We start from the raw sequence: 26,607 nt of genomic DNA, 5'->3' as shown, positions 1-26,607 counted from the left end.
TTTTTATTAATCTGCTATCGTATTGAGTAACTGTTTCTGAATCTTGATTAAGCACAACAGCCTTATAGTAAATATTAAAAAAGTCAGTCACTATATAGATATGAGTACAGGATCAGTTGATGACCCGATTAACAACAACTAGGAGGATGCCTTATGAACTCTAAAACGTATCTCATCGTTGGCGGCACCGGCGGTATTGGCCAAGCCATGATTGCACAGATCTTATCGTCTGCTAAGCAACATGATAGCGTTGACGTCTTTGCGACTTATTATCGAAGCGTACCGGATATTGAAGCGGATAACCTACATTGGCTACAAATGGATGTCAGCGATGAAGATAGTATTAAGCAGGCGACCGATGTCATTAAGCAACAGCGCGCGCATATTGATTGGGTACTTAACTGTGCGGGGCTGTTGCACACTGAACAAGCGCAACCAGAAAAAGTACTCAGACAAGTTGAAACAGATTTTTTCTTACAAAATATGCAGGTGAATGCCTTAGCCAGTCTGCTTATTGCTAAGCATGTAAAGCCATTATTGGCTAAAGCTGAACGCAGCAACGACAAGCCAGCAATTTTTGCGACGATATCTGCGCGTGTAGGCAGTATCAGTGATAACCAAGTTGGTGGTTGGTATAGTTATCGTATGAGTAAAGCGGCGCTCAATATGGGTATGAAAAACCTGAGTATCGAATGGGGAAGGTCGCTAAAAGATGTCTGTGTGGTGGTCATGCAACCGGGGACGGTAAACACACAGCTGTCTGCATCCTTCCAAAGCAATGTCGCTGATGGACATCTTTTCTCGCCAGCCTATAGCGCAGAGTGCTTATTAGAGGTGTTATCGGGAATGACTGCTGCCCAATCAGGCAGCTTTGTTGATTGGGCAGGAGAGTCAATACCTTGGTAGATTTCAAATCATGGGTTGAATGATTAAATAGCTAAATAGCTAAATAGTTAATTAGCCACAAACAAATCCATAAATTCATTCACAGACGTTTGCTCTAAACGTTTTTGATCGCTACATAATGCAAAAATATCCGCACAGCGATTGTCTATAAAGCGCGTTGCAAGACTGGCACGAAACTTGGCTTCTAATACCGGTAAGCCCTCAGTACGGCGGCGTTTATGCCCAATAGGGTATTCTATGGCAACCTTATCCGTGCTGCTGCCGTCTTTAAAGAAGATCTGAATCGCATTGGCAATCGAGCGCTTGCTTGGATCATGGTAATCTTTTGAATAACCGGCGTCTTCTTCAACGACCATCTTACGCCGTAGTCCATCAATCAGAATATGATGCTGCGCATGATAATCATCTTCATAATTTTCCGCCATTAAATCACCCGTGAGTAAAGGCACTGCCACCATATATTGTAGACAATGATCGCGATCGGCAGGATTGGAGAGCGTCCCTTCTTTAGAGATGATTCTAATCGCCGATTCATGAGTGGTTAGGACGATTTTTTCAATCTCATCAATTCTGTCATCGATACGCGGATGCAAAATAACAGCAGCCTCGCAGGCTGTTTGCGCATGAAACTCTGCAGGAAAGCTTAATTTAAATAAGATATTCTCCATCACATAACTGCCAAACTCACGCTGGAAAATAAATGTGCGTTCATTCTCAGGCTTGGTAGCCAAATCCTTATTGGTATGGCTAAACAGCACATCGTAGAAACCCCACTGCGGTGCGGAGAGTGCGCCAGGAATACCCATTTCACCGCGACGAGTGATATCGACCAAACGTACCGCACGACTGGTGGCGTCTCCTGCTGCCCAAGACTTACGACTACCGGCATTGGGTGCATGGCGATAAGTGCGCAGCGCTTGACCATCGACGATAGCTTGGGAGATGGCTGCCATGATACGCTCACGTGGCAGAGCATATAATTTTGCAACGACAGCAGTTGAAGCCAATTTCACCAAAAACACGTGATCAAGACCCACACGGTTAAAAGAGTTTTCAAGCGCCAAAACTCCTTGAATCTCATGCGCCATAATCATCGCCTCTAACACCTCTTTCATGGTGAGTGCTGCATGGCCCTGACTGACATTTTGCTGACTGATATAGTCTGCTACCGCTAAGATACCACCTAAATTATCTGAGGGATGTCCCCATTCGGCAGCGAGCCACGTATCATTATAATCAAGCCAGCGCACGATACAGCCAATATCAAAGGCGGCTTTGATAGGATCTAGCCGGTGAGAGGTGCCCGGAACGCGCGCGCCATGAGGTGTTATCTGCTCTGGGCAGTCAGGACCTAAGTGTTTGGTACATTCAGGAAAGCGTAATGCCAACAGTCCGCAGCCGAGGGTATCCATCAGGCAGTAGCGGGCGGTATTCCAAGCATCAGCGCTATTTGGGGAGTCATTATCTATAGAGTAATTAAGAACGTAATCGGCAATTTTTTGAATTTCTACGTCATACTCTGGGCGGACGTTGCTTTCTACATTAGACATAGTCTTACCTCTTCCTTGAGTTAGATAGTTAAGCCATCCATCAAAAATAGCATACTCAATATCTAACCACAGTGAAGTAGTGTAAGACTGGTTTAAAACGTAACCATTAATCAGGCAATTATTCAGACCATTAAATAAACCAAACCGACAATAAATAAAAGCGCCAATATCAATAGTAAAAAGCTGAGGATATTGCTTGCTGTACCTGAGCTTTCCTTTTTGACCTTGACCTTTTTGATTATTGGCAAAACCATAATCACATGTTCAATGCCGTCATGGAGATAACGTTCACCTTCAGGGATAAACCCCAAGGATTCGTAAAAATTTAATAAATAAGTCTGGGCTGAGATGATAATGGGTTTTTTGCCATATTTTTTACGGCAGTATTTGATGGCCTCCAGCATCATCTGACGGGCAACGCCATCGCCTCGATGCTCCGCCAATACCAAAACCCTGCCAATTGAGGGGATAGGGCCTGAAGGGGTTACGGAAGATTTTTTGCTATTAAATGTCGGTGGAATGATTCGGCAATAGCCAATCAATGCTTCGTTTTGATGCGCGACCAAATGCAAGCAGTCAAAATCTACCTCATCCATATCTTGATAAGGGCAGTTTTGCTCAACCACAAACACTTGCGAGCGCGCTTTTAAAATATGATAAATATCAATTGAGGTTAATTCATCAAAGGTTTTTATAGAAAATTCACAAGTCATAGTCAAATAGCTTCTAACGATTTAAAGGGCTGGCATAGGGTAATCAAAAATATAATGCATCACAGAGTGAGTATTATAACGACTTCGCCCTACATTAACTATTTAAGGTTTGACTGATTTTATCCAAATTCAAACTATCAGACATGGCGCTGAATATTTCAAAGTATTTGCCGCGCTTCTCATATAGCGCTTCGTGAGTACCCGTCTCGACCACACGCCCGTTTTCTATCACCACTAAGTCATCGGCATCGATAATTTGGGCAATATTATGAGAGACCATAATCACCGTGCGGTCTTTTTTAATCAAATCTAGGCTCTTTTTCACCTGTTGGCTGGCAATCGCATCAAGGCTTGCCGTTGGTTCATCCAAAAACACAATAGGCGGATCTTTTAAAAACATCCTTGCCAGCGCAATACGTTGCTGTTGACCGCCTGATAAGGATTTGGCTGTGCTTTCATAGCCTTTTGATAACGACATGATCTGCTCATGAATAGAGGCTTTTTTTGCCGCAATAACAATATCTTCATCGCTAGCCGTCATGTCGCCATAACGGATATTTTCGCTAATAGTGCCTGAAAAGATATGATTGCTTTGCAACACCAAGCCGATATTTTGACGTAGCTCATGGGTATCATAGTCGGCTAGATTATGCCCATCTAGGCATATCATGCCAGCGTCTGGCTCGTAAAATCTCACCAATAAATTGATAATTGTGCTCTTGCCAGCACCGCTTAGACCCACCAGTGCGGTAATACGATTGGGTTTAATAGTGAAGCTGACATCTTTTAGCGCTTGAGTACCATTAGGATAGGTAAAATCGACATTTTTAAGCTCAATATGACCTTTTAGATTTTTACTACTTAGACCCTTGATGTTTTCAACTTGTTCATCATCTTCTAAAATCTCAAAAAAGCCTTCTGCATAGGTCAGGGCATTGTTAATTTGGTCATAAATGCGGTGCAATTGGCGGATAGGGGCGGCGACGTTTTGAAACAGCATGACGTGAAATAAAATCATACCAATGGTCATCTGACCCTTTAGCACAAAATAGGAGGTCAGTAAAATAATCGCCACCACGCCTATTTGCTCTATAAAGGTTTTCACCGCATCATAAATGAAGCCAATACTACGAATACGTAGCTGATTGTCAGTCATGTCCTTTTGAATGGTTAAGTGCTTCTCAGCCTCGATAGGTTCGCGGACAAAGGATTTCACGACACTGATAGAGTTAATCAAGGAGATGACAAGACCGCTTTTTGCTTCTCTAAAGCCGCGCATTTGACGACGAAAGCCTTGTAGACGCCGCGCTTGTTTTTGACTGATAAAGAAATATATCGGAACAATGATAAGGCCGACTAGACCAATCCAAAAGTTGGTCGAAAACATAATGATCAGCGATACAATGGCGCTGGCAAATAATGGCAGCATATCAATAAAGAAGTTTTGTACTAAGCTGGTGAGACTACTAACGCCATAATCAATACGGGTTTGCAATTTACCACTGTCGTTTTCGCTACTGGTATAAAACGCCATACGGTAGGTCAGAATGCGCTCAATAATTTTTTGTGATAAATCACGGGAGAGATTGATACGAATTTTCTCACCAAAGAAGCGCTGTCCAAAAGAGATGAATATTGATAACACTTCTTTAGTCAGCAACACCGCACTGATGATGGTTAACATGCGCACACCAGCTTCCCAAGGCTCGGCAAGGGTAGCGATTTCGGTCAAAGTATCAACAGCATAGCGCAGTACAAAGGCATTGACCTGTGCGGTAAAGGAACCCAGCACCGTTAAGATTAGCGTGGCGATAATTAAGGTTTTGTAAGGTGCGGCAAATACCGCCAGTTTTTTTAGAATGTCCCACAGCAAAGCCCGCCGCTCAGTTTTTTTAAGCGGCGGTTTTTTATCGAGTGGAGACTTTCTGAGATTAGAAGTGGTTGGCATGTATTAGATTCAACAGTTTGAGTATTTAATTGATTAAACTTATTATGCCCTAATTAGCGTAAAATTTATTATTGATGATATTCAGATATACACTATTTATTTTTTGGGGCAGTCATTTGAAAATCCTTCCTTACGTCTTAATTAGCCTTTTAGGTGGTGCTATTGTTCCGCTCCAACTGGCTATCGTCAATGCTTTTCGAGAAAGTACACAAGCCTCTCAAATACAATCTACCTTTTATTTATACTTAGGAGGTGCACTAGCTTCTTTAGTGCTGTCGTATGTGATGAGTGGTGGTATCAAGCCACCAATGATTGAAAATGCGACGTGGTGGATGTGGTTACCAGGATTTTTGGGCAGCTTTTATATCTTATTCATGTTTATTGCCGCGCCAAAGATAGGCGCAGGTAATACACTGCTTTGGGTGTTTCTTGGGCAAATGTATTTTGCTCTGATTCTAAGCCAAACTGGCTTGTTTGGCTTAGAGGTTAAAGCGATAGATATCTATAAAATCGCTGGTTTAGCCTTAGTCACTATAGGCGGGATGTTAATGATATATGGTGAAACGAGAGTTAACGGTTAAAAACCATCCGCTGGTACAAAAACTTCACCAACCATGATACGACGAGCTGAACGACTCATCGAGACTTTTTTAGCTTGCCAGCGTCCATCGACTTGTTCCGTTTTACCGCCAACCAATAACGTACCTGATGGATGACCAAAGCGTACCTCAGATAGCTGTTTTTCGGATTGGCCTGCGCTTGCGGCCTGATTAACCAATGTTCCTTGAGTCGTTGCTGCGGCGGCAATCGCTACTGCTGCTGTACCCATCATCGCATGATGCAATTGACCCATACTCATCGCACGTACAACGAGATCAATATCATCTACTTCAACAGCTTTACCACTAGAGGCGGTATAGCTTTGTGCAGGCGCTATCCAAGCAATTTTTGGAATATGCTGACTGGTTTGCGCCTCAGATTCATCTTTAAAGAGTCCCATCGCGACACCACCTTTGGCACGGATATTCTCAAGCTTGGCAAGTAGTTCGCTGTCACTATTAATATCACCTTGCAATTCAGTCCCATTAAAGCCCAAGTCTTCTGCATTGATAAAAATAGTTGGGATACCCGCACTGATAAAGGTTGCTTTGACGCTATCGGCATTTAGACCACAACCAGACACATCAAAATCATCGACCAAATTTCCAGTAGGGAACATATCGCTTGATGAGTCTACCGGATCAATAAACTCAATCTTGACCTCGGCTGCTGGGAAGGTCACACCGTCTAACTCAAAATCACCGGTTTCTTGTACTTGTACATTACCTTGCTCATCTAAATAAACAGGCACATGAGCAATAATGGTTTTACCGATATTCTGTTGCCAAATACGTACTTCACAGATACCACTGCCCGTATTATGACTGACACTATTAGCGATTTTATCAGCTGTGACCAGACCCATATTAATCGCACAAGCACCAACCGCCGCGGTTAAATTACCGCAGTTACCTGCCCAATCTATCAGTGGTTTGGCAATATTCACTTGCCCAAACAGGTAATTGACATCGTGATCTGCTTTTTCAGGGCTGTTATTGGCAGGCGATAAAATGACCGTCTTTGAAGTGCTAGAGCTACCATTACCTAAGCCGTCGATTTGTTTGCCATAAGGATCAGGGCTACCGATAACACGCAATAGAAAACTATCACGTGACTGGCCAGCGACTTGGCAGCGCTCTGGTAAATCAGATAATTTAAAGAAAGTCCCTTTTGACGTGCCGCCACGCATATAGGTAGCGGGGACTGATATTTGCGGGGCGAATATTGGTTTGTTTTGGTCATTTTTTATTCCTTTTATTTTTTCATCAGAATGATAGTCGTTAATACATTAGATCTGTGGTAAAATACCACAAAGGTTAATAGTCTTGAATAAGGAGAATCCTATGTCTACTGCAAGCATACGTCTTAATAAAGAACTGGTTGATAAAGCCTATGCGATCTCAAAAGCACAACATCGTACCCCGCCAAAGCAAATAGAACATTGGGCGACTATCGGCCAAATTATGGAAGACAATCCTGATTTATCCTATGAATTTGTTCGCCAAATATTAATTGCACAAGCAGAAGTGGATGCTGGCATGGTCGAGCCTTACGAATTCGGATAATTTTTTTTGGATAAATGATGACTCAATCTTTAAGTGTTGTTCAATCACATAGCTTTAAAAAAGCCGTTAAAAAATTACATAAAAATCAGAAAGCCGATCTAGATGCTGCTGTACGTACCTTAATGGATAACCCTAATTTAGGCATACAGAAAGTAGGTGATTTATCCTCTGTACGTATCTATAAGTTTAAGATGCTAAAGCAGCTAACCTTATTGGCCTATCAAATTGATGATGGTCAGCTTGTCCTCACCTTATTAATGATTGGCACGCATGAGAACTTTTATCGTGATGTTAAATTAATACTTTAATAATCGTTCTAAAGCGCTAGTTTCATTATTTGTCACCTCTAAACATTAAAAAAACCGATACCATATAGACACTCTATACAACATCGGCTCTTTAGTTACTCAAAATTCATGACGATTACACAATATCTAGCGTGCCATCGATAAACTCTTTGGCAAAGCGCTGTAGCATACCGCCTGCGTTATACATTTTGACCTCATCAGCCGTATCTAAGCGGCAGATGATTGGTACTTCAGTTTTGCTACCGTCAGCACGGTTAATCACAAGCGTCATCATACCTCCAGCAGAGACTTCACCGGTAACGTCGAATACTTCGGTACCGTCGATGTTAAGGATGTTGCGCGTGACACCTTTTTCAAACTGTAAAGGTAGAGCACCCATACCAACCAAGTTTTGACGGTGGATACGTTCGAAATCTTCTGCGACGACAACTTCCACGCCAGCCAAGCGCACACCTTTAGCAGCCCAGTCACGGCTTGAGCCTTGACCATAGCCATCACCGGCGATGATGATCAATGGTTGCTCACGGTTCATATAGGTTTCAATCGCTTCCCACATGCGCATGACCTGACCTTCTGGCTCGACTCTAGCTAATGAACCTTGTATGACTTCACCTTTCTCGTCACGTACCATCTCATTTAATAGTTTAGGATTAGCAAAGGTTGCACGCTGAGCGGTTAAGTGATCACCGCGATGGGTGGCGTATGAATTATAGTCCTCGCTTGGTAAACCCATAGTATCTAGATACTCGCCAGCCGCTGAGTCACCCAAGATGGCATTTGATGGTGACAAATGGTCAGTGGTGATATTGTCGCCTAACACAGCTAACGGACGCATGCCGGTCAGCTTATTCATCGCGGCCATTTTACCTTCCCAATAAGGCGGACGGCGAATATAAGTAGTCTGATCACGCCAGTTATAAAGTGGGCTTAGTGCTTTTCCGGTATCTTTTTTGGCTTCATCAAACATCGGGATATAAACCGCATTAAACTGCTCAGGCTTCACGGCTTTGGCAACGATAGCGTCAACTTCTTCATCATCAAACCAGATGTCTTTTAGGTAAACGTCATTGCCATCCGTGTCTTTGCCTAATGAATCTTTTTCAATATCAAAGCGGATATTACCGGCGATGGCATAAGCGATGACCAATGGTGGTGAGGCCAAGAAGGCTTGCTTGGCATAAGGATGGATACGACCATCAAAGTTACGGTTACCGGATAGCACTGCGGTGGTGAATAAATCATTATCAATGATTTCTTTTTCGATATCAGGGTCAAGCGCGCCACTCATGCCATTACAAGTGGTACAAGCAAAGCCAACTACATCAAAGCCGATTTCTTGTAGCTCAGACATCAAGCCTGCTTCCTCTAAATACATTTTTACCGTTTTAGAGCCTGGTGCTAATGATGATTTTACCCAAGGCTTACGTAATAAGCCTTTCTCATTGGCATTACGCGCAACCAAGCCAGCAGCAACCATGTTGCGCGGGTTAGAAGTGTTGGTACAACTGGTAATAGCGGCAATGATAACCGCGCCATCTGGCATTAAGCCATCTTTTGGTTCTGGTAATTTATCACCCTCACCGTGAGCAATGCCTTTGGCAACCAAGTCCGTGGTTGATACGCGAGCATGGGGACGTGAAGGACCGGCCATGTTACGTACTACCGCAGACAAGTCAAATTCAAGGACACGGTCATAAACCGCATTTTCCATGCCATCAGCCCATAAACCTGTTTGCTTGGCATACTGCTCAACCAGTTTGATTTGGGCTTCACTACGACCAGTCAAGCGTAAATAGTCGATGGTTTGCTCGTCGATATAGAACATCGCTGCCGTCGCGCCATATTCAGGGGTCATATTCGAGATAGAAGCACGATCACCAACGCTTAGCTGGCGTGCACCGTCACCGAAGAATTCAATATAGGTAGAAACCACACCAGCATTACGTAAGAATTCTGTCATAGCGAGGACTAAATCAGTACCAGTAATGCCTTTTTGTAATTTACCAGTTAATTTCACCCCAACGTAATCTGGCAGGCGCATATATGATGGATTGCCTAGCATCACGCTTTCAGCTTCCAAACCGCCAACACCGATTGAGATAACGCCTAATGCATCAACCATAGGCGTATGGCTATCTGTACCGACTAGCGTATCAGCAAAGGCAACTTTATAGCCGTCTTTATTCTGAGCTACTTGTACGACCGGAGACATCTTCTCAAGGTTAATCTGGTGCATGATGCCGTTACCAGGCGGTACGACGTTGACGTTATCAAAGGCATACTGACACCAGTTGATAAAGTGGAAACGGTCATCGTTACGGCGCTCTTCAATGGCGCGGTTTTTCTCAAAAGCGTTTTCTTCAAAGCCGGCATGTTCAACAGCCAGTGAGTGGTCAACAATTAATTGGGTTGGCACGATAGGGTTTACTTTTGAAGGATCACCACCTTGTTCAGCAATGGCATCACGCAGACCAGCTAAGTCAACAAACGCTGTTTGACCTAAGATATCATGACACACGACACGGGCAGGGTACCAAGGAAAATCTAAATCTTGTTTGCCTTCGATATGCTGCTTGAGCGCAGCCGTTAAGTCTTCAGGTGGACAACGACGAACTAAGTTTTCACACAATACTTTTGAGCAGAACGGTAGCTTGTCATACGCGCCAGCTTCAATATTCTCAATTGCTTCACGAGTATCAAAGTAATATAAGTCGGTATCAGGAAGTGGTTTTTTGAATTGTTCATTCATCGGCTGTACTAGAGCGTTGTCCATAAGTCACCTTTGGCGGTTAGCTGGTTGGAATGATTTTTGTATAGCAGTGTTACTTCAAGGTATTGTTATATTTGATATTTTTAAGATTTAATACGGCGTCATTATTTATAACTGCCGACAATGCCGTCGCATAAAATAAGTTTTTTGGCGGAGTCTAAGTGCGCACCAAATTGTTCGCCATCAAACTGCTCGTATTTAAAGTACGGCTTTAAACCTTGCGTCGATGTTTTGAGATATAGAGCATCGTAGAATACGTCTGAGTTAGGTACTAAATAAATCTCAAGATGCGATATCGGTTTTTTTCTATAAGTAGCGTCTTTGAATTTGACGGTATAAGTGACGCTATCACTGCTATATGTATCACCTTTTTTCATCGTAATTGAGGCAATAGCGTTTTTATAAGGTGCTGGGATAACATAGTTCTTTTTTAAAGAAAATATGGTGCCGTTATAAGTACCGTTGGTGGTTGATTCTTTATGGGCAATAAAACTGTTTTTGAATGTGTTATAGGTTTTAGCAGCGTTATTTGATTTGGCGCTGTCCACATAACCACAGGCTTCTTCATAAACACTAAATAACGGTGTGACATCTGTAGCAGCGCTGGCGTGAGTTGAGCCTAGAGATATTGATAGGAATCCCGCACTAAGCAGCACAAACGATAGATTTTTTATATTCAGCATAACAGCCCTTTAATGACAGTCATTTAATGAGGTTTTTTAGTAGGTGTAGGGTGTGCTGTTCGCACCAGTGAATAGGTTATATCCAACAATCAGTGCGCAAAGCACACCCTACAAATTTGCTTATTCAAGCAAGTATGAAACTTGATATATTAACGCGCACTCATCTCTGGTACTGGGCGCAACTCTTCACCAGTATATTCGGCACTTGGACGAATGATACGGTTGTTAGCACGTTGCTCGAATACGTGAGCAGCCCAACCTGTTAAGCGTGAGCATACAAAGATTGGCGTAAACAGCTTGGTTGGAATACCCATAAAGTGATAGGCAGAGGCATGGAAGAAATCAGCATTACAGAAAAGTTTCTTCTCACGCCACATGACTTCTTCACAGCGTACTGATACGGGGTATAGCACTTCGTCACCAACGTCAGCCGCCAGCTTCTCAGCCCAGCCTTTAATAACCACGTTACGTGGATCAGATTCGCTATAGATGGCATGACCAAAGCCCATAATTTTGTCTTTACGAGCCAGCATCGCCATCATCTCTTTTTCCGCTTCGTCCGGTGAACTGAAACCTTCAATCATATCCATTGCGGCTTCATTAGCACCGCCATGCAAGTGACCACGTAGTGAGCCAATCGCACCAGTAATACAAGAATGGATGTCAGATAGCGTAGAAGCACAAACACGCGCAGTAAAGGTTGAGGCGTTAAACTCATGCTCAGCATAAAGAATAAGAGATACGTTCATAACCTTGGTATGTAGCTCGTTTGGCTTTTCGCCTTTTAGCAGATGCAAGAAGTGACCACCAATGGTCTCATCATCAGTCTCGGTTTCGATACGCACATTGTCATGGGTGAAGCGATACCAATAGTTAATGATTGATGGGAATACTGCCAGCATACGGTCTGCTTGGTCATTTTCTTCATCAAAACTCATTTCGGTCTCAAGGTTGCCTAGCATAGAGCAACCAGTACGCAATACGTCCATTGGATGCGCTTCCGCTGGGATGCGTTCAAGCACTTCTTTTAGCGGCTGCGGTAAACCACGTAATCCTTTTAATTTGGTTTGATACGCGTCGAGCTCACTTTGGGTAGGCAAATTGCCGTATAGCAACATATAAGCCACTTCTTCAAAGATGCATTTGTCCGCAAGCTCTGATACGTCATAACCACGGTAAGTCAGACCTGAGCCTGATTTGCCAACGGTAGATAGAGCGGTCTTGCCAGCGACTTGACCACGTAGACCTGCGCCTGAAAGTTCTTTTTGTGCTGCCATGATAAATTCCTTTTGTTGGTAGCGTGATGGTAACGGTTAATCATTAAAAGCTAACTGAGATAGTGATTAGTGATATTTTACTTATTATTAGCAAACAGCTTATCTAAAGTCTGCTCAAACTCATGGTAATTTAAGAAATCATAGAGTTCCATACGTGTCTGCATGGTATCGACGACTTTTTCTTGCGTACCATCATCTAATAGATGCTGATAGACGTTTAATGCGGCTTTGTTCATCGCACGGAAGGCAGATAACGGATAAAGCACCATATCAACGCCAACGCCATGTAACTGCTCGGTGGTGTAAAGGTCAGTTTGACCGAACTCAGTCATGTTTGCGAGTACTGGAATATCGAGCACATCCGTAAACTTGCGGTACATCTCAATATCGGTCAATGCTTCAGCAAATATCATATCGGCACCAGCTTCTTGAAAGGCAACCGCGCGTTCAACAGCGGCATCAAGACCTTCGACAGACAGGGCATCAGTACGCGCCATGATCACAAAGTCTTTATCAGTTTTGGCATCAAGGGCGGCTTTTAGACGATCAACCATCTCTGAAATGCTAACGATTTCTTTATTAGGACGGTGACCACAGCGCTTTTGTGCGACTTGGTCTTCGATATGTACCGCTGCCACACCGGCTTTTTCCATTTTTCTAATGGTTTGAGCGATATTAAATGCACCACCAAAGCCAGTGTCGATATCAACCAATAATGGTGTATCAACCGCATCAGTAATGCGGCGCGCATCTTCTAAGACATTATCAAGGCTGGTCATACCTAAATCTGGTAAGCCAAATGAGGCATTTGCCACGCCAGCACCAGAGAGATATAACGCTTGGTGACCAACTTGGGTTGCCATCATCGCGGTGTAAGCGTTAATCGCGCCAGCAATCTGTAGTGGTTGGTTGTTATCGTTTTTTTGTTTCATTGCACTGCGAAAGCGAGCGCCAGCTGATGGGGTCATATCGTAATCCTTACGTAGAGGGTAATCTTATCGATGTCACAAATGTTATGCTTGATTAGATCGTTGTGCTTGATTATACCCAATTATCCATGTCTGCAAAGCGGTGTTTTGATGCAATTAGTTAATATTATTTAAATGATATTTAATATAAGTTAAATTAATCTATTAAATGAATAGTACTATCCATTATTTAGAGGTTTACTAAGATTAGTATTCATATCACATAAGCAACCAAGTCATTATCAGTTAAATATTTACATTTAGTTACAAAACCCTTGGTTAGAAGGTTAAAGTTATCCATAAAAAAGCCCTGATAGCTTAGCTATCAGGGCTTTTATTCTATATATGCTATTGATATATAAGTCTAATAATCTAATGCATGATTGTTTTTAACCAATGATACCAGCAAGACTGGCTAAGAATAACAATGCAAAGCCGCCTAAGAATATTAAGCCTGCAATTGATAAAGCATTCATGCCTGCAGAAAGTTTTTGATGGCTTTTCACTAACGAGTAGTTTAACCAGCCAAAGATAGGCGCTGAAACGAACGCTGATACCATGGCAAACTTCAGCATAGCGCCTAACTGCCCCGCAAAGAAACTAATAATCACCAATCCGCCACCGATTGCATAAGTCGTCCAAAAGGCGATCTGCTTTTTGTTGATTTCATCTTCACCTTTGAGTAAGCGCCAGCATTCAGCATTGGCACGCCCGTAGCCATCAGCACAAGTAATGGTAGTACCAAACATACACATAAAGGCGACGAAAGCGACCAGCAATCTTGACCACTCACCGATAGTGTTGGTATACATGCTAATGAGCTGATCAATATAAGCACCGCCAGCAATTTGGATTTCTTGGCCTGAGCCGTATTGGACGAAGACACCCAGTGCTAAGAAAAATAATGCCAAAATAGCGGAGATTGAGTAACCAACGTTAAAGTCCAGTAAACCTTGACGCTTGGTTGTATTGTCCGCCTTTCTTTTTGCGGATGTCCACATAGAAGTAATGGCTGCAAACTCAAGTGGCGCTGGCATCCAGCCCATCAGTGCTACGATGAAACCTAAGGTCGCTAAGTTCCAAGGAGAAGCTGCGACAAAGTCTACTGCCATGACCGTCGGCTTACCAGCAGCAATGATGACCGCAGCAACGGTCGCCGTAGTCAGCGCAATCATAATCCACTTGGTCACCCCGTCGAGCAGCTTATAATGACCGGCTATTAAAAACACCCAACATATCCCAGTCACTATCAATGCCAGTGTAATGGTTGACAGTCCAATAGAGGCGGGCAGCATAAAGCCTAAAATCACGGCGGCAATTAGAGATACTGCACCAGTACTAATCACTGCTGATAAGATGGAGAGGATGAAGTAAATCCATAGATAGGCTTTAGAGCGTTTAGCATAGCCTGCGATTAGGCTCTCACCCGTATCATAGACGTAATCGGTACCAAAGCGGAAAAACGGATACTTAAAAACGTTCGCTAATATAATCATGATGGCTAACTGCCAGCCATATAACGCGCCAGCTTGCGTCGACGAGATTAGATGCGAGCCGCCAATAGCAGCGGTTGCCATTAAAATCCCGGGACCAAAAATTCGCCAGCTAAAGCCTTCTTGCTGCGGAGCAACGGTATCGTCAGTGGTACTTGGGTTATTGAGTGGTTGTGTGGTCATGAATACCTCGAAATGGTTTAAACGGCAAATTATCACTTACCTGTGTCAGCTTGCCAATGATCGTTAGAGAATGTTTTATACAACGCCTATTTTTTAATGCTAATAATGCTAAGTATAAAACGATTCATCTTGTATCGACTTTAGCACACCGATGCTATTCAGGAGAATGATTATTCTAATTATTATTACTATTAGTTTGCATGCCCATTCTTGATAGTTAGCATAATCAACTATTAATATCAAGAGTTAGGATTGAGTATTTTTTGCGGGTTCTTTATAACATAATACTCATCCAATATCTGATAATTTAAAGCTGTGACACAAATTTTTGCCGACGGTACGTAATACCACGCTGCTCATATACTTGATAAATGGCACTCAGTAATTCAGGAATCTGGGGATGAACAAAATCTTTGAGTGTGTGCAGATAAATAGGGGAGGTCACGTTTTCATGAATGAGACGCTGATAGCTGATTTGCTCTGTACGCACCGTTTTTAGGCTGGCAGGTACTAAGGTAATGCCTTCACCAGCAGCAACCAAGCCTAGCGCCACTTGTAAATCGCTGACTGTCGTGGTCATAAAAGGAGAGATGCCATATTGTGCAAATAAATACAGTAAAGGCTCGGTGACAGGCTCAGTCGATAGCGGCTGGTTGCGTAGCCTGCTAGGCTTATTGTTATTAATAGGCTTATTATCAATAGTCTTGTTAGCGATAGTCTTGTTAGCGATAGGCGTTGTCGTTGTCGTTGTCGAGATAGGCAGGTGGGTTTGGTGATATAAGATCAAGCGGTTATTTGCTAAGTCTATCAAGCGTTGCTCACGTACATTGGCTAACGGATGCGACTTGGGTAATGCCACGACATAACGCTCATGACGCAATAGTATTTGCTGTATCCATGGATCTTGATGGGCAAAGCGCCCAAAACCAATATCAATGTCACCAGATTTGAGCGCATCCATTTGCTGATAGGAGCTGATGTCTTTTAGGTTGACCTCAATATCAGGATTGGACTGCTTGAGCATTGCGATGATTTCGGGTAGCAACCCATACAGTATGGATGGCACAAAGCCAATATTTAACACACTACTGGGCGTCGATAGCCGCTGGGTCATACTGATGACAGTATCCATCTCTGTCAGTATGGTGCTAATTTTATCGTAAAAGAACGTACCAGCTTCTGTCAGATGTAGCGGTCTATGATAACGGTCGACCAACATCACGCCCATCTCTGTCTCGAGCTGTTTGAGCAATCGACTCAAGCTAGGCTGTGACAATCCAGTTTTGGCTGTTGCTGCACTAAAACTTCTTAGCTCAGCAACAGCGATAAAAGCATTGAGCTGTTTTAAATCCATATTTTTATGCTCATTTATCTATAATGTCATGGACGCTTACTTAGGATGATGTTTTGGCTATTTTATACAAATAATAGGCTCGAGCATAAAATTATGCTTGAAGCTAAAGAGGCGACCCACTATATTGTTTGTTAACGATAGTGTTACACTTTAGCAAACAAAAAGCCTTTACCCTTAATTCTAGCAGTCATCTGCTTTTCGTGGCATAAACTGGTTTGGTATTACTTCATGAGCGACAAAAAAAATAACCATAACGCTGATTTAGAGGCAAATTTAGCTAAAATTGCTAATACTAAGCCACAAAGGCGCAATCGTAAAGATAATATTTATGAGCGTTTTATCACGCGTGTTGAAAGCGCCGACATCATTGACAGTGCCGACGATGATGACAGTCTTAAAGGGAGCATAGCGGACAAACCTGCTAAGCCGTCTGCATTAAAACCTTTAAAAAATGCCAATAAATTGTCCTCATATGAGCCTTTGAGTGCAGCAGAACTTGAGTTATTTGCCATTCAAGATCAACACAGCTCTACAAACACGGCAGTCAGCTTGGATTTGTCTGATGCAGAAGATGAGGTAGCTGCAAATCACGTAATAAAAACCGACAGTGACAAGCTTTCAATTCAGAAGACTGTTTATATAGCTGACAGCACTGATTCTGAGCACCTAACCACAGAATCAGCAATTGAAGAGCCTGTAAACAAAAAAACCGTAAAATCAAAAGGTAAGCTGGCAAGTAGTAAGAAGCCACTCTTAATTGGGATGATTTTTGGTTCGTTATTGATTGCGGCTATTGTATTCACACTTATCTTTACCGGTGTCTTGTCGACTGCAACCGCTCCTGCAGGATCAGCAAATACTACGCCTGTTACCAGCACTCAACAAGGGGCTGCGATAGATGGAAGTAAATCATCTGATTCCACTGTTGCCAATACATCAACGTCAGAACCTCAAACAGCGGTAGCAAACGATGCTAACAAAAATGCTGCTAATACTGTAGATGACACAAAAAAGCCAGTTACAGAAGCCACCGTTAGCGACGTGAATACTGAGCCTACCATCACATACGATGATTTTAGAGAAGAATCACAAAACACCTTATATCGTGAGACTAACGATTAGTGCTGAATGTATAGGTAGCATATAGACAAGTTTTTTTAATCTTTAGCAGCAATAAGCAACGATAAAACGGTGCTTTGCTACCGTTTATCTGTCAATTCTATCGCTCATACCAAAAACGGTTGCATAGCCTCAAAAGATTCGTATCATCATATAAAGAAGGCGGTTATACGCCGTTGTTAACATATATTGATTCGGTATTGAACTATGACCTCAGCAACTGAAAGCGTGAAATCATCGAAGGGTAGGTCGCTGAATAACGTAAAGTTCCTCAGCGTGCTCAGTATTTTTTGTGCCTTATTTTTGGCAAGCGTGTTTATATTCGATTATTTTTTCTCAATGAACTCTCAAGTAGCAATGATCAATAACACTGTGTCCGTTGTTAATGATGGTACGGCTAACGCTCAAATCGAGAAGACAGTAGCAACTAACGCCAAGCGCTTGGAAACACAGGATGACACAGCAGTTAATGCCGTGAAAATTAGATCCGCTATGAGTGAAAGTGACTTTAGACAAGAAGCGCAGAACATGGTATTCCGCGATTCAGAAGAAAGTAAAATACGCTCTATAGAAATACAACGAGAAAATCTAAACTCTCAGGCTGTGAGAATGAACGCAGCCCTCAGTGATGAGAGTTTTAGAGTAGAAGCTAAAAAGATTTTATACCGTGAAGGGGATTAATAATCCAAATGAGCAATCTAGAGCCGTAACTAGTAGTACAAGGCATATTCAAAATAGGTTCACAATTATTTGTGAGCCTATTTTTTTGTCTAAAGTATCTGTAGGGCGTAATTTATACCCTTTATATTAAAAGGGTTAAATATCTATTGTGTACAGTTGTACTCTTAGGTTAAGATGAGCCGTGATTTTTGGCTAACCAAGTATGCGTGAGTCATATTTATTACGAACTAATCGGCATGGTTGTCACAGTAACCGCTAAGGGTATGTAAACAACGAATCCACATGCCAATTACAATCACAGTTATTACTATTACTACGACCTATTATCAAAAGTAATTGATGATAGTAGCGTCTCTATAACCAATTAATACATCAATCACTTAATACATCCGCAATCCCAATATATACAAAGGAATGTTTACAATGTCAGGAAATACCATCAAAAACAACGAATTAGAAAGTTTGGGCATCATTTTAGAAGAGGAGGTTTTAGAGATTGGTGTTCAAGATGACTATGCAGATAGGATAGCTGTTGAGTATATAGAAAAGCTCGCTAGCGCAAAAAATGATAAAAATAGTGTCTTATATAAATCGTCTAAGGTTAAAGAGCGCTATAGAAAATCAGACCTGCATAAATCTATTAATTACATTATCAATAAGATTGAGCCTTTGAGAGTCGCTATTATGCGTGAGAAGCTAGCATTAAAGCAGGCAGTGGCAGAAGGTAACAAGCAGTTGGCAGATGATAGTACTAAAGCGGTTGCTAAAAATAAGTCAGAAAAAAGTAAGCTTGAGCAAAAGCTTAGCGCACTTATGAACAGCGTAAACAAGCTTCAACTTGCCAGCTAATAAAACCAGAAAAACAATAAAGAATATCTAAAGGTGAGTAGTTCTATATTAGGCTGCTCACTTTTTTGCTTTGTTATGATAATGAATGGCTATAGCGCAGGGCTGGCACGTTGATCATTTATTAAAATAAAGTAGCTAAGGTATAAAAATACAATAGCAAAATACTATTAACAAGTCATTGAGGTGATTAACAGACAAGCATAGTTATTGGGCGCCATTATCTATCATATTATTATCTCTCTATAGACTTCATTTAACATAATATACATTATGCGAAAACAAACCAACGGTCTTAGAAGTGAGTTCCTCAATAATTATATCTCTAATGATTCATACATCATTCATAATAAGTCTGATTTATTTTTCAGTAATTTTTTAATCTAGGACTTATTAATATTCAAATTATTATTTGAATATCTATGAGAATAATAATTATCGTCGGCTAACGACATGTCTCTAATAAATACTCTCGTAAAGATGCGCCATCCTCATCCATTATTACATCTGCCACTTGGCATTTTATTTCTTTATTCATACAATCACAGGACAAATCATAATAAACATTGCTACCTTGCGCCAAACTGATCTTGACCAATCCTTGTTCGGTGATTGAAAACTCCTTTTCTTGCTCGTAATCTGGATCTTGTGAATTCCACAGTACGTCATAACCAATATGACAGGAGATTTGCTCTTTATCGAAATAATCTTGCTCGAGCTTCATGGCGGCTTGTAGATCTGGATTGGCATATTGCTGCAATACCACCGGATTATCCATTCCTTGATTATTGATGTCTTGTTCGTACATTTTGGTTATGGTTGCAACCTTCATAGCCGCATGTGTCTGAGGCGGCTCTGTGACATCCGCTGTGGCGTTGCTGATAGCGATTACTCCCATTGCTAGCAGTATCAGTAATTTAGGTATTGGCATCGTTTTTTCTACAGTATTTCATCATATAAGCGTTATGAGCTATTACATCATACCCATATCATGACTCTGCTGTATTATCGTATCATTCAGGTTTAGATGATTGTCGTTGCTGTTTTTGATACTAAGCACTGTTTGTGGTGCTAACTACTGTGATGAGGATATCCTATGACCATGCTATCTGCATTTAAAGCGCATTCTTTTAAATTAGCGACTGGCGGCGTTTTGATGTTTGCCTTAGCCGCCACTGGCTGTCAATATACTGCTGAATCCAGTGCAAACACTCCTAATCAATCAACTGGCAGCTCATCAGTGCCTGTCGGCTCTGATATAAGCCAACAAACCCTCAAGCAACAAGCACTGCGTATCCAACGTGCACTCGCTAATAATGACTTTGCTAGAATCACAGACGATATTCACCCAACCCGTGGCGTACGATTCTCAATGTATGCTTATGTACATTTAGACAAAGATAAAGTCTTTAGCCGCGAGCAATTCGCTCAATATTTAAATCAATCAAAAGTTCGATTTACTTGGGGCGAATTGGATGGTGTTGGCGAGGCATTGATAGTGCCGTTGCCAGAGTATTTAGATACTTGGATTGATGGTAAAAAATACAATAGCGCTCGTATAACGGTCAATACCTTTGAATCTAGAGGTAATATGATTAACAACGTCAATGAAGCTTATCCAAAAGCAGATGTGGTTGATTTTTATTATAAGGGCTCTGACGAATACGATGGTATAGACTGGCGTGGTATGCGTTTGGTTTTTGATGAGTATCAAGGTAAGCGCTATCTAGTAGGTATCATTAATGACCGATGGACAGTATAGCTGTAAGCAAAAATATAAATTAAATACATGATTTAATAGGTGTTATTTATTAAAAAAAAGGGCGGTACATCGTTTGTGATGCACTGCCCTTTTTTATTACTTCATGTTTAAAATTTTAAGCTATTAAAAAATTTAGAATTTAGTGGTTAAGATGACTTATAAACTAAGTAAACATTGATGGTTTTTATAAGTCATGTAAAAGGTGGTGGCAGTCCCCTTATCCTCTTTGCTGTTATATATGGGATAATCATATGCTTCTTCAAAAACACCCCTATAACTATCTAATTTAGCCATTCCTTTTGTCGTTAAATCTGCTTTATTACTTATATTCATTAAATGATAAATATCACTATAATCCACCCCGTTTTGTCTCATTTCCATAATATTAAAGGCAAAAACTGTCTGATTCGAACAAAAGTCTTCCTTATCAGAGATATTTTTCACAGCATCTAGGGTTGAATCGATATAGAGTCCTAATTCTTGCAACTCTTTAGGATATTGTAAGGGTGCATTGATAGAATCTTTTTGAGTTTGAATTTCAGAGGGAACGCGTGCTTGTGCTGTATGCATGCATAACAAAGTACAAATTAAGATAAGCGATTTTTTCATGATAGTTATATTCTTATAATTGGTTTTTTCTAATAAATTATACAAAAATACTTTTTATTCATATCGGCGTTTGACGGAAAAACTTAACCATAATGTCGTAAATATCAGGATAAGCATCGACCAGCTTTTGCGGTGTCTCAAAAAACACTTCACTGAGTACCGCAAAAAACTCAGCCGGATTGGTAGTACCATAGCGATCCAGTCCTGATTTACGATGGGTTTGAAAATCTTCGAAATCCCGCGTCATAATCTCAGTCCATCTATTAGGGTCCATATCGGGTTGTAGCGGCGGAAAACCGTTGGCGCTACCGTTAAGCATATCAAGCTTATGGACAAACTCATGGATGACGACATTGTGACCATCACGCTCGCCTGAATGCTTGGCATCTTTCCATGACAAAATAACAGGTCCGCGCAGCCAAGCTTCTCCGCTACGATGTTGGTGACCCTCATGGACGATACCGAACTCATCTACGGTCGTGCTTTCGCTAGTGTAAGAACCAGGATAGATAATAATTGATGACCAGCCAGCGTACCATTCAAGGCTTAAGTTTAAGATAGGTAAACAAGCTTGCAAGGCAATCGACTGCCTTACAGCGTTTGTGATTTCAAAGCCTTGCGCACCCGTAATCGTTTTATCATGTAAAAACAACGTCGCCAGTTCGAACAAACGACTCATCTCGCCCTTGTTCAGCCTATCAAGTATCACAATACGTTCGGCAGCTTGCATCCAATCACTATTGGTAAATTCACTATTGTCCAATACACGCTGCTCGCGCCAGTCCTTTATTATGTTGAACATTTTATCTCCCTTTAATATCATTTAACCATAACATCATATTACACAGCACTATCATTAACTTTGCTAATTTATCTTTCTAATAGCCAAATTTTGAGGAGATAACGATGCAAGAATTTCAAACTAATAAAGAAGATATAACTCAAAGTCGTTTAATACAAGCACCAATCAATACGGTTAACGATGGCGAAGTCTTAGTTAAGGTCGACCGCTTCGCTTTTACCGCCAACAACATTACCTATGCAGCAATGGGCGAGCAATTACAATATTGGCAATTTTTCCCGCCACATGGTGAAGATGCCAAAAAATGGGGCATTATTCCAGTATGGGGTTTTGCTGATGTGATTGAATCAAATAATACCGAGCTGCGAGTCGGCGAACGGCTGTTTGGCTATTTCCCGCCAGCCAATGAGTTGGTGATAAAGCCGATGAGGGTGACACCAGCGAGCTTGACGGACGGCAGTGCTCATCGTGCACAGCTGCCCCCTACCTATAATATGTATCAACGAGTAAAGCATGAACCCGGTTATGATCGCGCCAATGACAATCAACGCATGCTGTTGTTTCCATTACATATGGCGTCCTTTTGTTTATATGATCTACTAAAGAGTAATGATTGGTTTGGTGCTGAACAAGTGGTGATTATCAGTGCTTCTAGTAAGACCAGTACGGGCTTGGCCTATGGTTTAGCTGATGATAAAGACGCACCTCATGTCATTGGTCTCACATCAGATCACCATCTGGATTTTGTCAATTCAATTGGTTCCTATGATAGCGCTTTAAGCTATGACAACTTGGAGCAGATTGATGCAAGCAAGCCGACTGTCATTGTAGATATGTCGGCCAATGCTGACTTACTCAGTCAACTGCATATGCATTTAGGTGATAACATGCGCTACACCAGCAATGTGGGCTTAACCCACTGGGATGAGCCACGAGGCGCCGATGGCATTATTAAAGAACGTAGCCATCAATTTTTTGCACCCAGCCATATGCAGCAGCGCATGAAGGAATGGGGCTTTGATGAATTTAACAAACGCTCTATGAGCTATATAATGAAAAGCGCGGCAAAAACTGTTCCTTGGCTTAAGATTAAAGAGCTGGATGGTCTCAATAGCCTAGAAGATGTTTACCAAGATATATGTGATGGCAAGATTGGCCCAGATGAAGGTTTGGTGGTAGTAATGTAGTGATGTAGCTCTAACTTAATGAGTTAAAGCAGTAACGATCAACAATAATGGAGAGAATAGAGAGCTTGGCTAACAGGTTCTCTATTTTTTACTTATCAATAACACCTTTATAAGAGCTTGGTTAATATTTTTGTTGAGAGTATTGCATAGAGCTTTCATCATCTCACCACACCCTCTTCCTGTAGATAGCCATACAACCCTTCAGCAAAATTTCGATAGCCTGCGCTGTTCGCATGAATTTGGTCAGATTTAAGATTTTCATCAGACAACACCTTTGACCAGCCACTCGCATAAAGCGGTACATCTTCACTCTTGGCGATGTCTTTATAAATAGGATTGTCACTAGCTTTACCAAAAATCGAGCTCGCGCTAAAGTGTGGTTGCGCGATAAGTACGACAGGAATATCTGCTGATTTAAGCTTATTAATAGTCGCGGTGATATTAGCACGAGTCGTTTCAGGCTGAACTCGACGTAACACGTCGTTACCACCTACCCCTAGCAATACCAAATCAGGGTTTTGACTAACTACTTGATCAGTTCGTGCCAGCACATCAGCTGAGGTATTACCATTGACACCCTCATTGGCAATACTCCATCGCGTCATTTCAGCTAATACAGCCGGATAAGCGGTATCAGGGTTTGCCCCATAACCATAAGTAAGCGAATCACCTAGTGCCACTACTTTACTGTCCGCTGGCAAGACGTTTTGGTTTGGCTCATCACTACAACCGGTCGTCGCAACCGTAACGGCTAGGACTAAAGAATACAAGCTAAGTCTATTTTTGCTAAATATCATTGTTTAAGCCTATATAGCTGAGCCTTTATCGTTAAACATCTAATGACAGCATGTTCATGATAAGTTTAATCAAGGTCTCTTTTTGGTTGGGATCAGACTCAGCTACCAATAAGGTTAATGCTGCAAGGCCGGTATTATTAATGACCATGTCGCCTTGGTCATTGAGCAATCGACCATTACGATGTAAAAAATCTACAAACAAAAAAGCACCGCTGCGTTTATTGCCATCCGTAAAGGGGTGGTTTTTTACCATAAAGTATAATAAATGTGCCGCTTTACTCTCGATAGTCGGATAAGCAGGCTCGCCAAAGACGGTTTGCTCTAAATTGCCGAGCACACTAGCCAAACCGTCACCACGAGGCTTGGCAAACAGTTCCGTCGCCTCGCCCCTTGTCATAAGCTGTGATTTTAAATCATTCAATGCCGCCATAGCTTCAGTCGGACTGGATAATACGCCACCGTCCTGCCCCGCTGGGTCATCTAACAATCCTTCGTCATAACGTTGTAACCATAAAAAGGTTTGCGTATAACGACTGATAATCTCAATCAAGCCGCGCCCTTCGTCAGTTTTTAGCTCAGGGCTTTGCGCGGTTTTTTTGATTAAGTTTAAGGCTTGTTGTAATTCAGCAGAGTTTTTATCAAAGCGCTCTTGATTGAGCGTATAACCTTGCACCAAATATTCACGTAAGCGCTGAGTTGCCCAGCGTCTAAACTGCACGCCTTGAGCTGACTTGATGCGGTAACCCACTGAAATGACCACATCTAAGTCATATAAGACGACGGGTCGATCAGAATTTGCAATATGCATTTTTTGCATATTGCTTTTTTCAGACACTTCTTCATCGTTTATGGCATTCGCAATATGACGTGAAATTACAGACTGGTCGCGACCAAATATTTCAGTCATTTGTGCTTGAGACAGCCAGACCGTCTCTTGTTCAAAACGTACATCTACTTGTGCTTGACCATCGGCACTTTGATAGATCTCTATTTTTAAATTTTCAGCATTTCCAGAGTTCCCAGTAACTTTCATTTGGGCGTCCTTTATCTATATGACAATGTGATGTTTCTATTAAGTCTATCACTTACCAACCATTATGATACTTTAGCAAATAACCCTACACCAATAGAAATGGTGCCGTTCGACTAATCTTTGATTTTGCGACATTATTAGGCGTACCTTGTGCAACAATCAGTCCACCCTCCTCGCCAGCCCCTGGCCCGATATCAATAATCCAATCGCTATTACTGGCCACTTGCATATCGTGCTCGACCATAATAACCGTATTACCAGCGTCAACAAGTCCATTTAATTGTGTCATCAGCATGGAGACATCAGCAGGATGTAGTCCGGTGGTAGGCTCGTCCAATATATAAAGGGTATCGCCTCGCTGGATACGCTGAAGTTCGGTCGCAAGTTTAATGCGCTGCGCTTCACCGCCTGATAGCTCAGTAGCGGGTTGACCAAGACGTAAATAGCCTAGACCAACTTGCAATAAAGCGTCTAAGGAGCGCAAGATTGACGCCTCGTCCACAAAGAATTCATAAGCCATCTCAACCGTTAAATTCAGTACTTCAGCGATGTTTTTATCTCGATAATGGATGGCGAGCGTGTCATCATCATAGCGTTGACCATGACAAACTTGACACGGTGCATAGACACTGGGTAAAAATAACAGCTCAACACTGACAAACCCTAATCCCTCACAGTTTGGGCAACGTCCCTTTACCGTGTTAAATGAAAAGCGACCAGCATCATAGCCATGCGCTTTTGCTTGTTTAGTTGACGCAAATAATTTACGAACATCATCGAACAGACCTGTATAAGTTGCAAGGTTTGAGCGTGGTGTACGGCCAATGGCTTTTTGATTAATATTAATCAGGCGACTGACCTTGTCCATGCCAGCAACAATTTCGCCACCTGTTACTGTGTCAAACTCTTGTTCCAATAAACCCACTTCATCCGTTGGCGCCTCATTGATGACTTTTTGTCCCAACTGCTCATTTACTAGCTCGACCAAAGCTTGACTGACCAAACTTGATTTACCTGAGCCGGAAACCCCAGTCACACTGGTCATCACGCCTAATGGAAACTCAACGTCTAACCCTTTGACATTGTTTCGTTCGACATTCTCAAGCTTAAGCCAAGCCGTTGGTTGTCTGAGTTCTGATTTTTCTTTAACCATGGTCGTATCGTTAAAAAGATACTGACCGGTATGCGACTCAGCAACGTCACGTAAGCCCTCTACCGGCCCACTATAAACAATCTCGCCACCATGCGTGCCAGCCTTTGGACCGACATCTACCACCCAATCCGCATGCCTAATCACACTCACATCATGCTCGACAACAAATACCGAGTTGCCCGCCGCTATTAGTTCATCTAACGCGCCCAGCAATGCTTGAGTATCGGCAGGATGCAGCCCTGCAGACGGCTCCTCCTACACATAAACCAACACAACGAGCTACCAACCCAATCGCGTTGC

At 42.0% G+C, this 26,607-nt stretch carries 24 protein-coding genes and 1 pseudogene; 9 read left to right on the top strand and 16 right to left on the bottom strand.

Annotated features, from left to right (window positions below):
• The first annotated feature begins 153 nt into the window (after window positions 1-153).
• Entirely contained in the window at window positions 154-906 is a 753-nt protein-coding gene (locus tag CAN34_RS05175; RefSeq protein WP_089554738.1) for an SDR family oxidoreductase, read from the top strand.
• A gap of 47 nt (window positions 907-953) precedes the next feature.
• Here CAN34_RS05175 and CAN34_RS05170 read toward each other — a convergent pair whose 3' ends face one another.
• The 3 genes from CAN34_RS05170 to CAN34_RS05160 all read right to left on the bottom strand — a co-directional run bounded on the left by CAN34_RS05170 (window position 954) and on the right by CAN34_RS05160 (window position 5,117).
• The gene (locus CAN34_RS05170) at window positions 954-2,456 is read right to left on the bottom strand and encodes a bifunctional 2-methylcitrate dehydratase/aconitate hydratase (protein ID WP_089554737.1); all 1,503 of its coding nucleotides are present in this window, start codon (window positions 2,454-2,456) and stop codon (window positions 954-956) included.
• A 122-nt stretch (window positions 2,457-2,578) separates the two neighbouring features.
• Complete coding sequence (locus CAN34_RS05165) at window positions 2,579-3,169, bottom strand: GNAT family N-acetyltransferase (protein ID WP_089554736.1); 591 nt, start codon at window positions 3,167-3,169, stop codon at window positions 2,579-2,581.
• A 94-nt stretch (window positions 3,170-3,263) separates the two neighbouring features.
• A complete protein-coding gene (locus tag CAN34_RS05160) occupies window positions 3,264-5,117 on the bottom strand; it encodes an ABC transporter ATP-binding protein (protein WP_089554735.1) in 1,854 nt (617 codons plus the stop codon).
• A gap of 116 nt (window positions 5,118-5,233) precedes the next feature.
• Here CAN34_RS05160 and CAN34_RS05155 point away from each other — a divergent pair, with 116 nt between their 5' ends.
• Window positions 5,234-5,698 (top strand): DMT family transporter, encoded by a 465-nt coding sequence (locus tag CAN34_RS05155; RefSeq protein ID WP_089554734.1) that lies wholly within the window; start codon window positions 5,234-5,236, stop codon window positions 5,696-5,698.
• Here CAN34_RS05155 and prpF read toward each other — a convergent pair.
• On the bottom strand, window positions 5,695-6,966 hold the full coding sequence (gene prpF / locus CAN34_RS05150) for a 2-methylaconitate cis-trans isomerase PrpF (protein ID WP_089554733.1): 1,272 nt from the start codon (window positions 6,964-6,966) through the stop codon (window positions 5,695-5,697). The two genes, CAN34_RS05155 and prpF, sit on opposite strands and share 4 nt — an antisense overlap.
• A 94-nt stretch (window positions 6,967-7,060) precedes the next feature.
• Here prpF and CAN34_RS05145 point away from each other — a divergent pair, with 94 nt between their 5' ends.
• Both CAN34_RS05145 and CAN34_RS05140 read left to right on the top strand, forming a co-directional pair.
• Window positions 7,061-7,282 (top strand): hypothetical protein, encoded by a 222-nt coding sequence (locus tag CAN34_RS05145; protein ID WP_089554732.1) that lies wholly within the window; start codon window positions 7,061-7,063, stop codon window positions 7,280-7,282.
• A 17-nt stretch (window positions 7,283-7,299) separates the two neighbouring features.
• Window positions 7,300-7,590 (top strand): type II toxin-antitoxin system RelE/ParE family toxin, encoded by a 291-nt coding sequence (locus CAN34_RS05140; RefSeq protein WP_089554731.1) that lies wholly within the window; start codon window positions 7,300-7,302, stop codon window positions 7,588-7,590.
• Between the two features lie 115 nt (window positions 7,591-7,705).
• On the opposite strand, the gene acnD is transcribed toward CAN34_RS05140, so the two are convergent.
• The 6 genes from acnD to CAN34_RS05110 form a co-directional block, all read right to left on the bottom strand.
• Window positions 7,706-10,363: a Fe/S-dependent 2-methylisocitrate dehydratase AcnD gene (gene acnD, locus CAN34_RS05135; RefSeq protein ID WP_089554730.1), complete on the bottom strand. Its 2,658-nt coding sequence runs from the start codon at window positions 10,361-10,363 to the stop codon at window positions 7,706-7,708.
• Between the two features lie 101 nt (window positions 10,364-10,464).
• Window positions 10,465-11,043, bottom strand: a complete 579-nt coding sequence (locus CAN34_RS05130; RefSeq protein ID WP_089554729.1) for a hypothetical protein — start codon at window positions 11,041-11,043, stop codon at window positions 10,465-10,467.
• A 149-nt stretch (window positions 11,044-11,192) separates the two neighbouring features.
• Window positions 11,193-12,320 carry a 2-methylcitrate synthase gene (prpC, locus tag CAN34_RS05125; RefSeq protein WP_089554728.1) on the bottom strand — a complete coding sequence of 376 codons (1,128 nt, stop codon included), beginning with the start codon at window positions 12,318-12,320 and terminating at the stop codon, window positions 11,193-11,195.
• A 77-nt stretch (window positions 12,321-12,397) separates the two neighbouring features.
• Window positions 12,398-13,288 (bottom strand): methylisocitrate lyase, encoded by an 891-nt coding sequence (prpB, locus tag CAN34_RS05120; RefSeq protein ID WP_079691762.1) that lies wholly within the window; start codon window positions 13,286-13,288, stop codon window positions 12,398-12,400.
• Window positions 13,289-13,677: 389 nt separating this feature from the next.
• Window positions 13,678-14,865 (bottom strand): NRAMP family divalent metal transporter, encoded by a 1,188-nt coding sequence (locus tag CAN34_RS05115; RefSeq protein ID WP_227516777.1) that lies wholly within the window; start codon window positions 14,863-14,865, stop codon window positions 13,678-13,680.
• Between the two features lie 406 nt (window positions 14,866-15,271).
• Complete coding sequence (locus CAN34_RS05110) at window positions 15,272-16,318, bottom strand: LysR family transcriptional regulator (protein ID WP_089554727.1); 1,047 nt, start codon at window positions 16,316-16,318, stop codon at window positions 15,272-15,274.
• Between the two features lie 228 nt (window positions 16,319-16,546).
• Between CAN34_RS05110 and CAN34_RS05105 the strand changes: the two genes are divergently transcribed.
• The 3 genes from CAN34_RS05105 to CAN34_RS05095 all read left to right on the top strand — a co-directional run bounded on the left by CAN34_RS05105 (window position 16,547) and on the right by CAN34_RS05095 (window position 18,967).
• A complete protein-coding gene (locus CAN34_RS05105) occupies window positions 16,547-17,440 on the top strand; it encodes a hypothetical protein (RefSeq protein ID WP_089554726.1) in 894 nt (297 codons plus the stop codon).
• A gap of 204 nt (window positions 17,441-17,644) precedes the next feature.
• Complete coding sequence (locus CAN34_RS05100) at window positions 17,645-18,118, top strand: hypothetical protein (RefSeq protein ID WP_089554725.1); 474 nt, start codon at window positions 17,645-17,647, stop codon at window positions 18,116-18,118.
• Window positions 18,119-18,541: 423 nt separating this feature from the next.
• Window positions 18,542-18,967, top strand: a complete 426-nt coding sequence (locus CAN34_RS05095) for a hypothetical protein (RefSeq protein ID WP_089554724.1) — start codon at window positions 18,542-18,544, stop codon at window positions 18,965-18,967.
• 442 nt (window positions 18,968-19,409) lie between these two features.
• Here the strand turns inward: CAN34_RS05095 and CAN34_RS05090 are convergent, their stop codons facing one another.
• Complete coding sequence (locus CAN34_RS05090) at window positions 19,410-19,895, bottom strand: hypothetical protein (protein ID WP_089554723.1); 486 nt, start codon at window positions 19,893-19,895, stop codon at window positions 19,410-19,412.
• Between the two features lie 165 nt (window positions 19,896-20,060).
• On the opposite strand from CAN34_RS05090, the gene CAN34_RS05085 reads away from it, so the two are divergent.
• Complete coding sequence (locus CAN34_RS05085; RefSeq protein ID WP_089554722.1) at window positions 20,061-20,726, top strand: hypothetical protein; 666 nt, start codon at window positions 20,061-20,063, stop codon at window positions 20,724-20,726.
• A gap of 156 nt (window positions 20,727-20,882) precedes the next feature.
• Here the strand turns inward: CAN34_RS05085 and CAN34_RS05080 are convergent, their stop codons facing one another.
• A complete protein-coding gene (locus CAN34_RS05080) occupies window positions 20,883-21,335 on the bottom strand; it encodes a hypothetical protein (RefSeq protein WP_089554721.1) in 453 nt (150 codons plus the stop codon).
• Between the two features lie 58 nt (window positions 21,336-21,393).
• Window positions 21,394-22,137, bottom strand: coding sequence for a zinc-dependent peptidase (locus CAN34_RS05075; protein ID WP_089554720.1), 744 nt, complete (start codon window positions 22,135-22,137; stop codon window positions 21,394-21,396).
• 104 nt (window positions 22,138-22,241) lie between these two features.
• Between CAN34_RS05075 and CAN34_RS05070 the strand changes: the two genes are divergently transcribed.
• On the top strand, window positions 22,242-23,324 hold the full coding sequence (locus CAN34_RS05070; protein WP_089554719.1) for a DUF2855 family protein: 1,083 nt from the start codon (window positions 22,242-22,244) through the stop codon (window positions 23,322-23,324).
• 158 nt (window positions 23,325-23,482) lie between these two features.
• On the opposite strand, the gene CAN34_RS05065 is transcribed toward CAN34_RS05070, so the two are convergent.
• From CAN34_RS05065 to CAN34_RS05055, 3 genes and pseudogenes are all read right to left on the bottom strand, one after another.
• Window positions 23,483-24,121, bottom strand: a complete 639-nt coding sequence (locus tag CAN34_RS05065; protein WP_089554718.1) for a GDSL-type esterase/lipase family protein — start codon at window positions 24,119-24,121, stop codon at window positions 23,483-23,485.
• A 31-nt stretch (window positions 24,122-24,152) separates the two neighbouring features.
• The gene (gene rhuM / locus CAN34_RS05060) at window positions 24,153-25,154 is read right to left on the bottom strand and encodes a virulence protein RhuM/Fic/DOC family protein (protein ID WP_089554717.1); all 1,002 of its coding nucleotides are present in this window, start codon (window positions 25,152-25,154) and stop codon (window positions 24,153-24,155) included.
• 85 nt (window positions 25,155-25,239) lie between these two features.
• Window positions 25,240-26,607 (bottom strand): annotated as a pseudogene (locus CAN34_RS05055) (excinuclease ABC subunit A); the annotation flags it as partial.

It is taken from the genome of Psychrobacter sp. DAB_AL32B (genome assembly GCF_002224105.1).
Classification (GTDB): domain Bacteria; phylum Pseudomonadota; class Gammaproteobacteria; order Pseudomonadales; family Moraxellaceae; genus Psychrobacter.
Note: the sequence above shows the minus strand (reverse complement) of the source record. Positions and strands in the feature narration are given on the sequence as shown.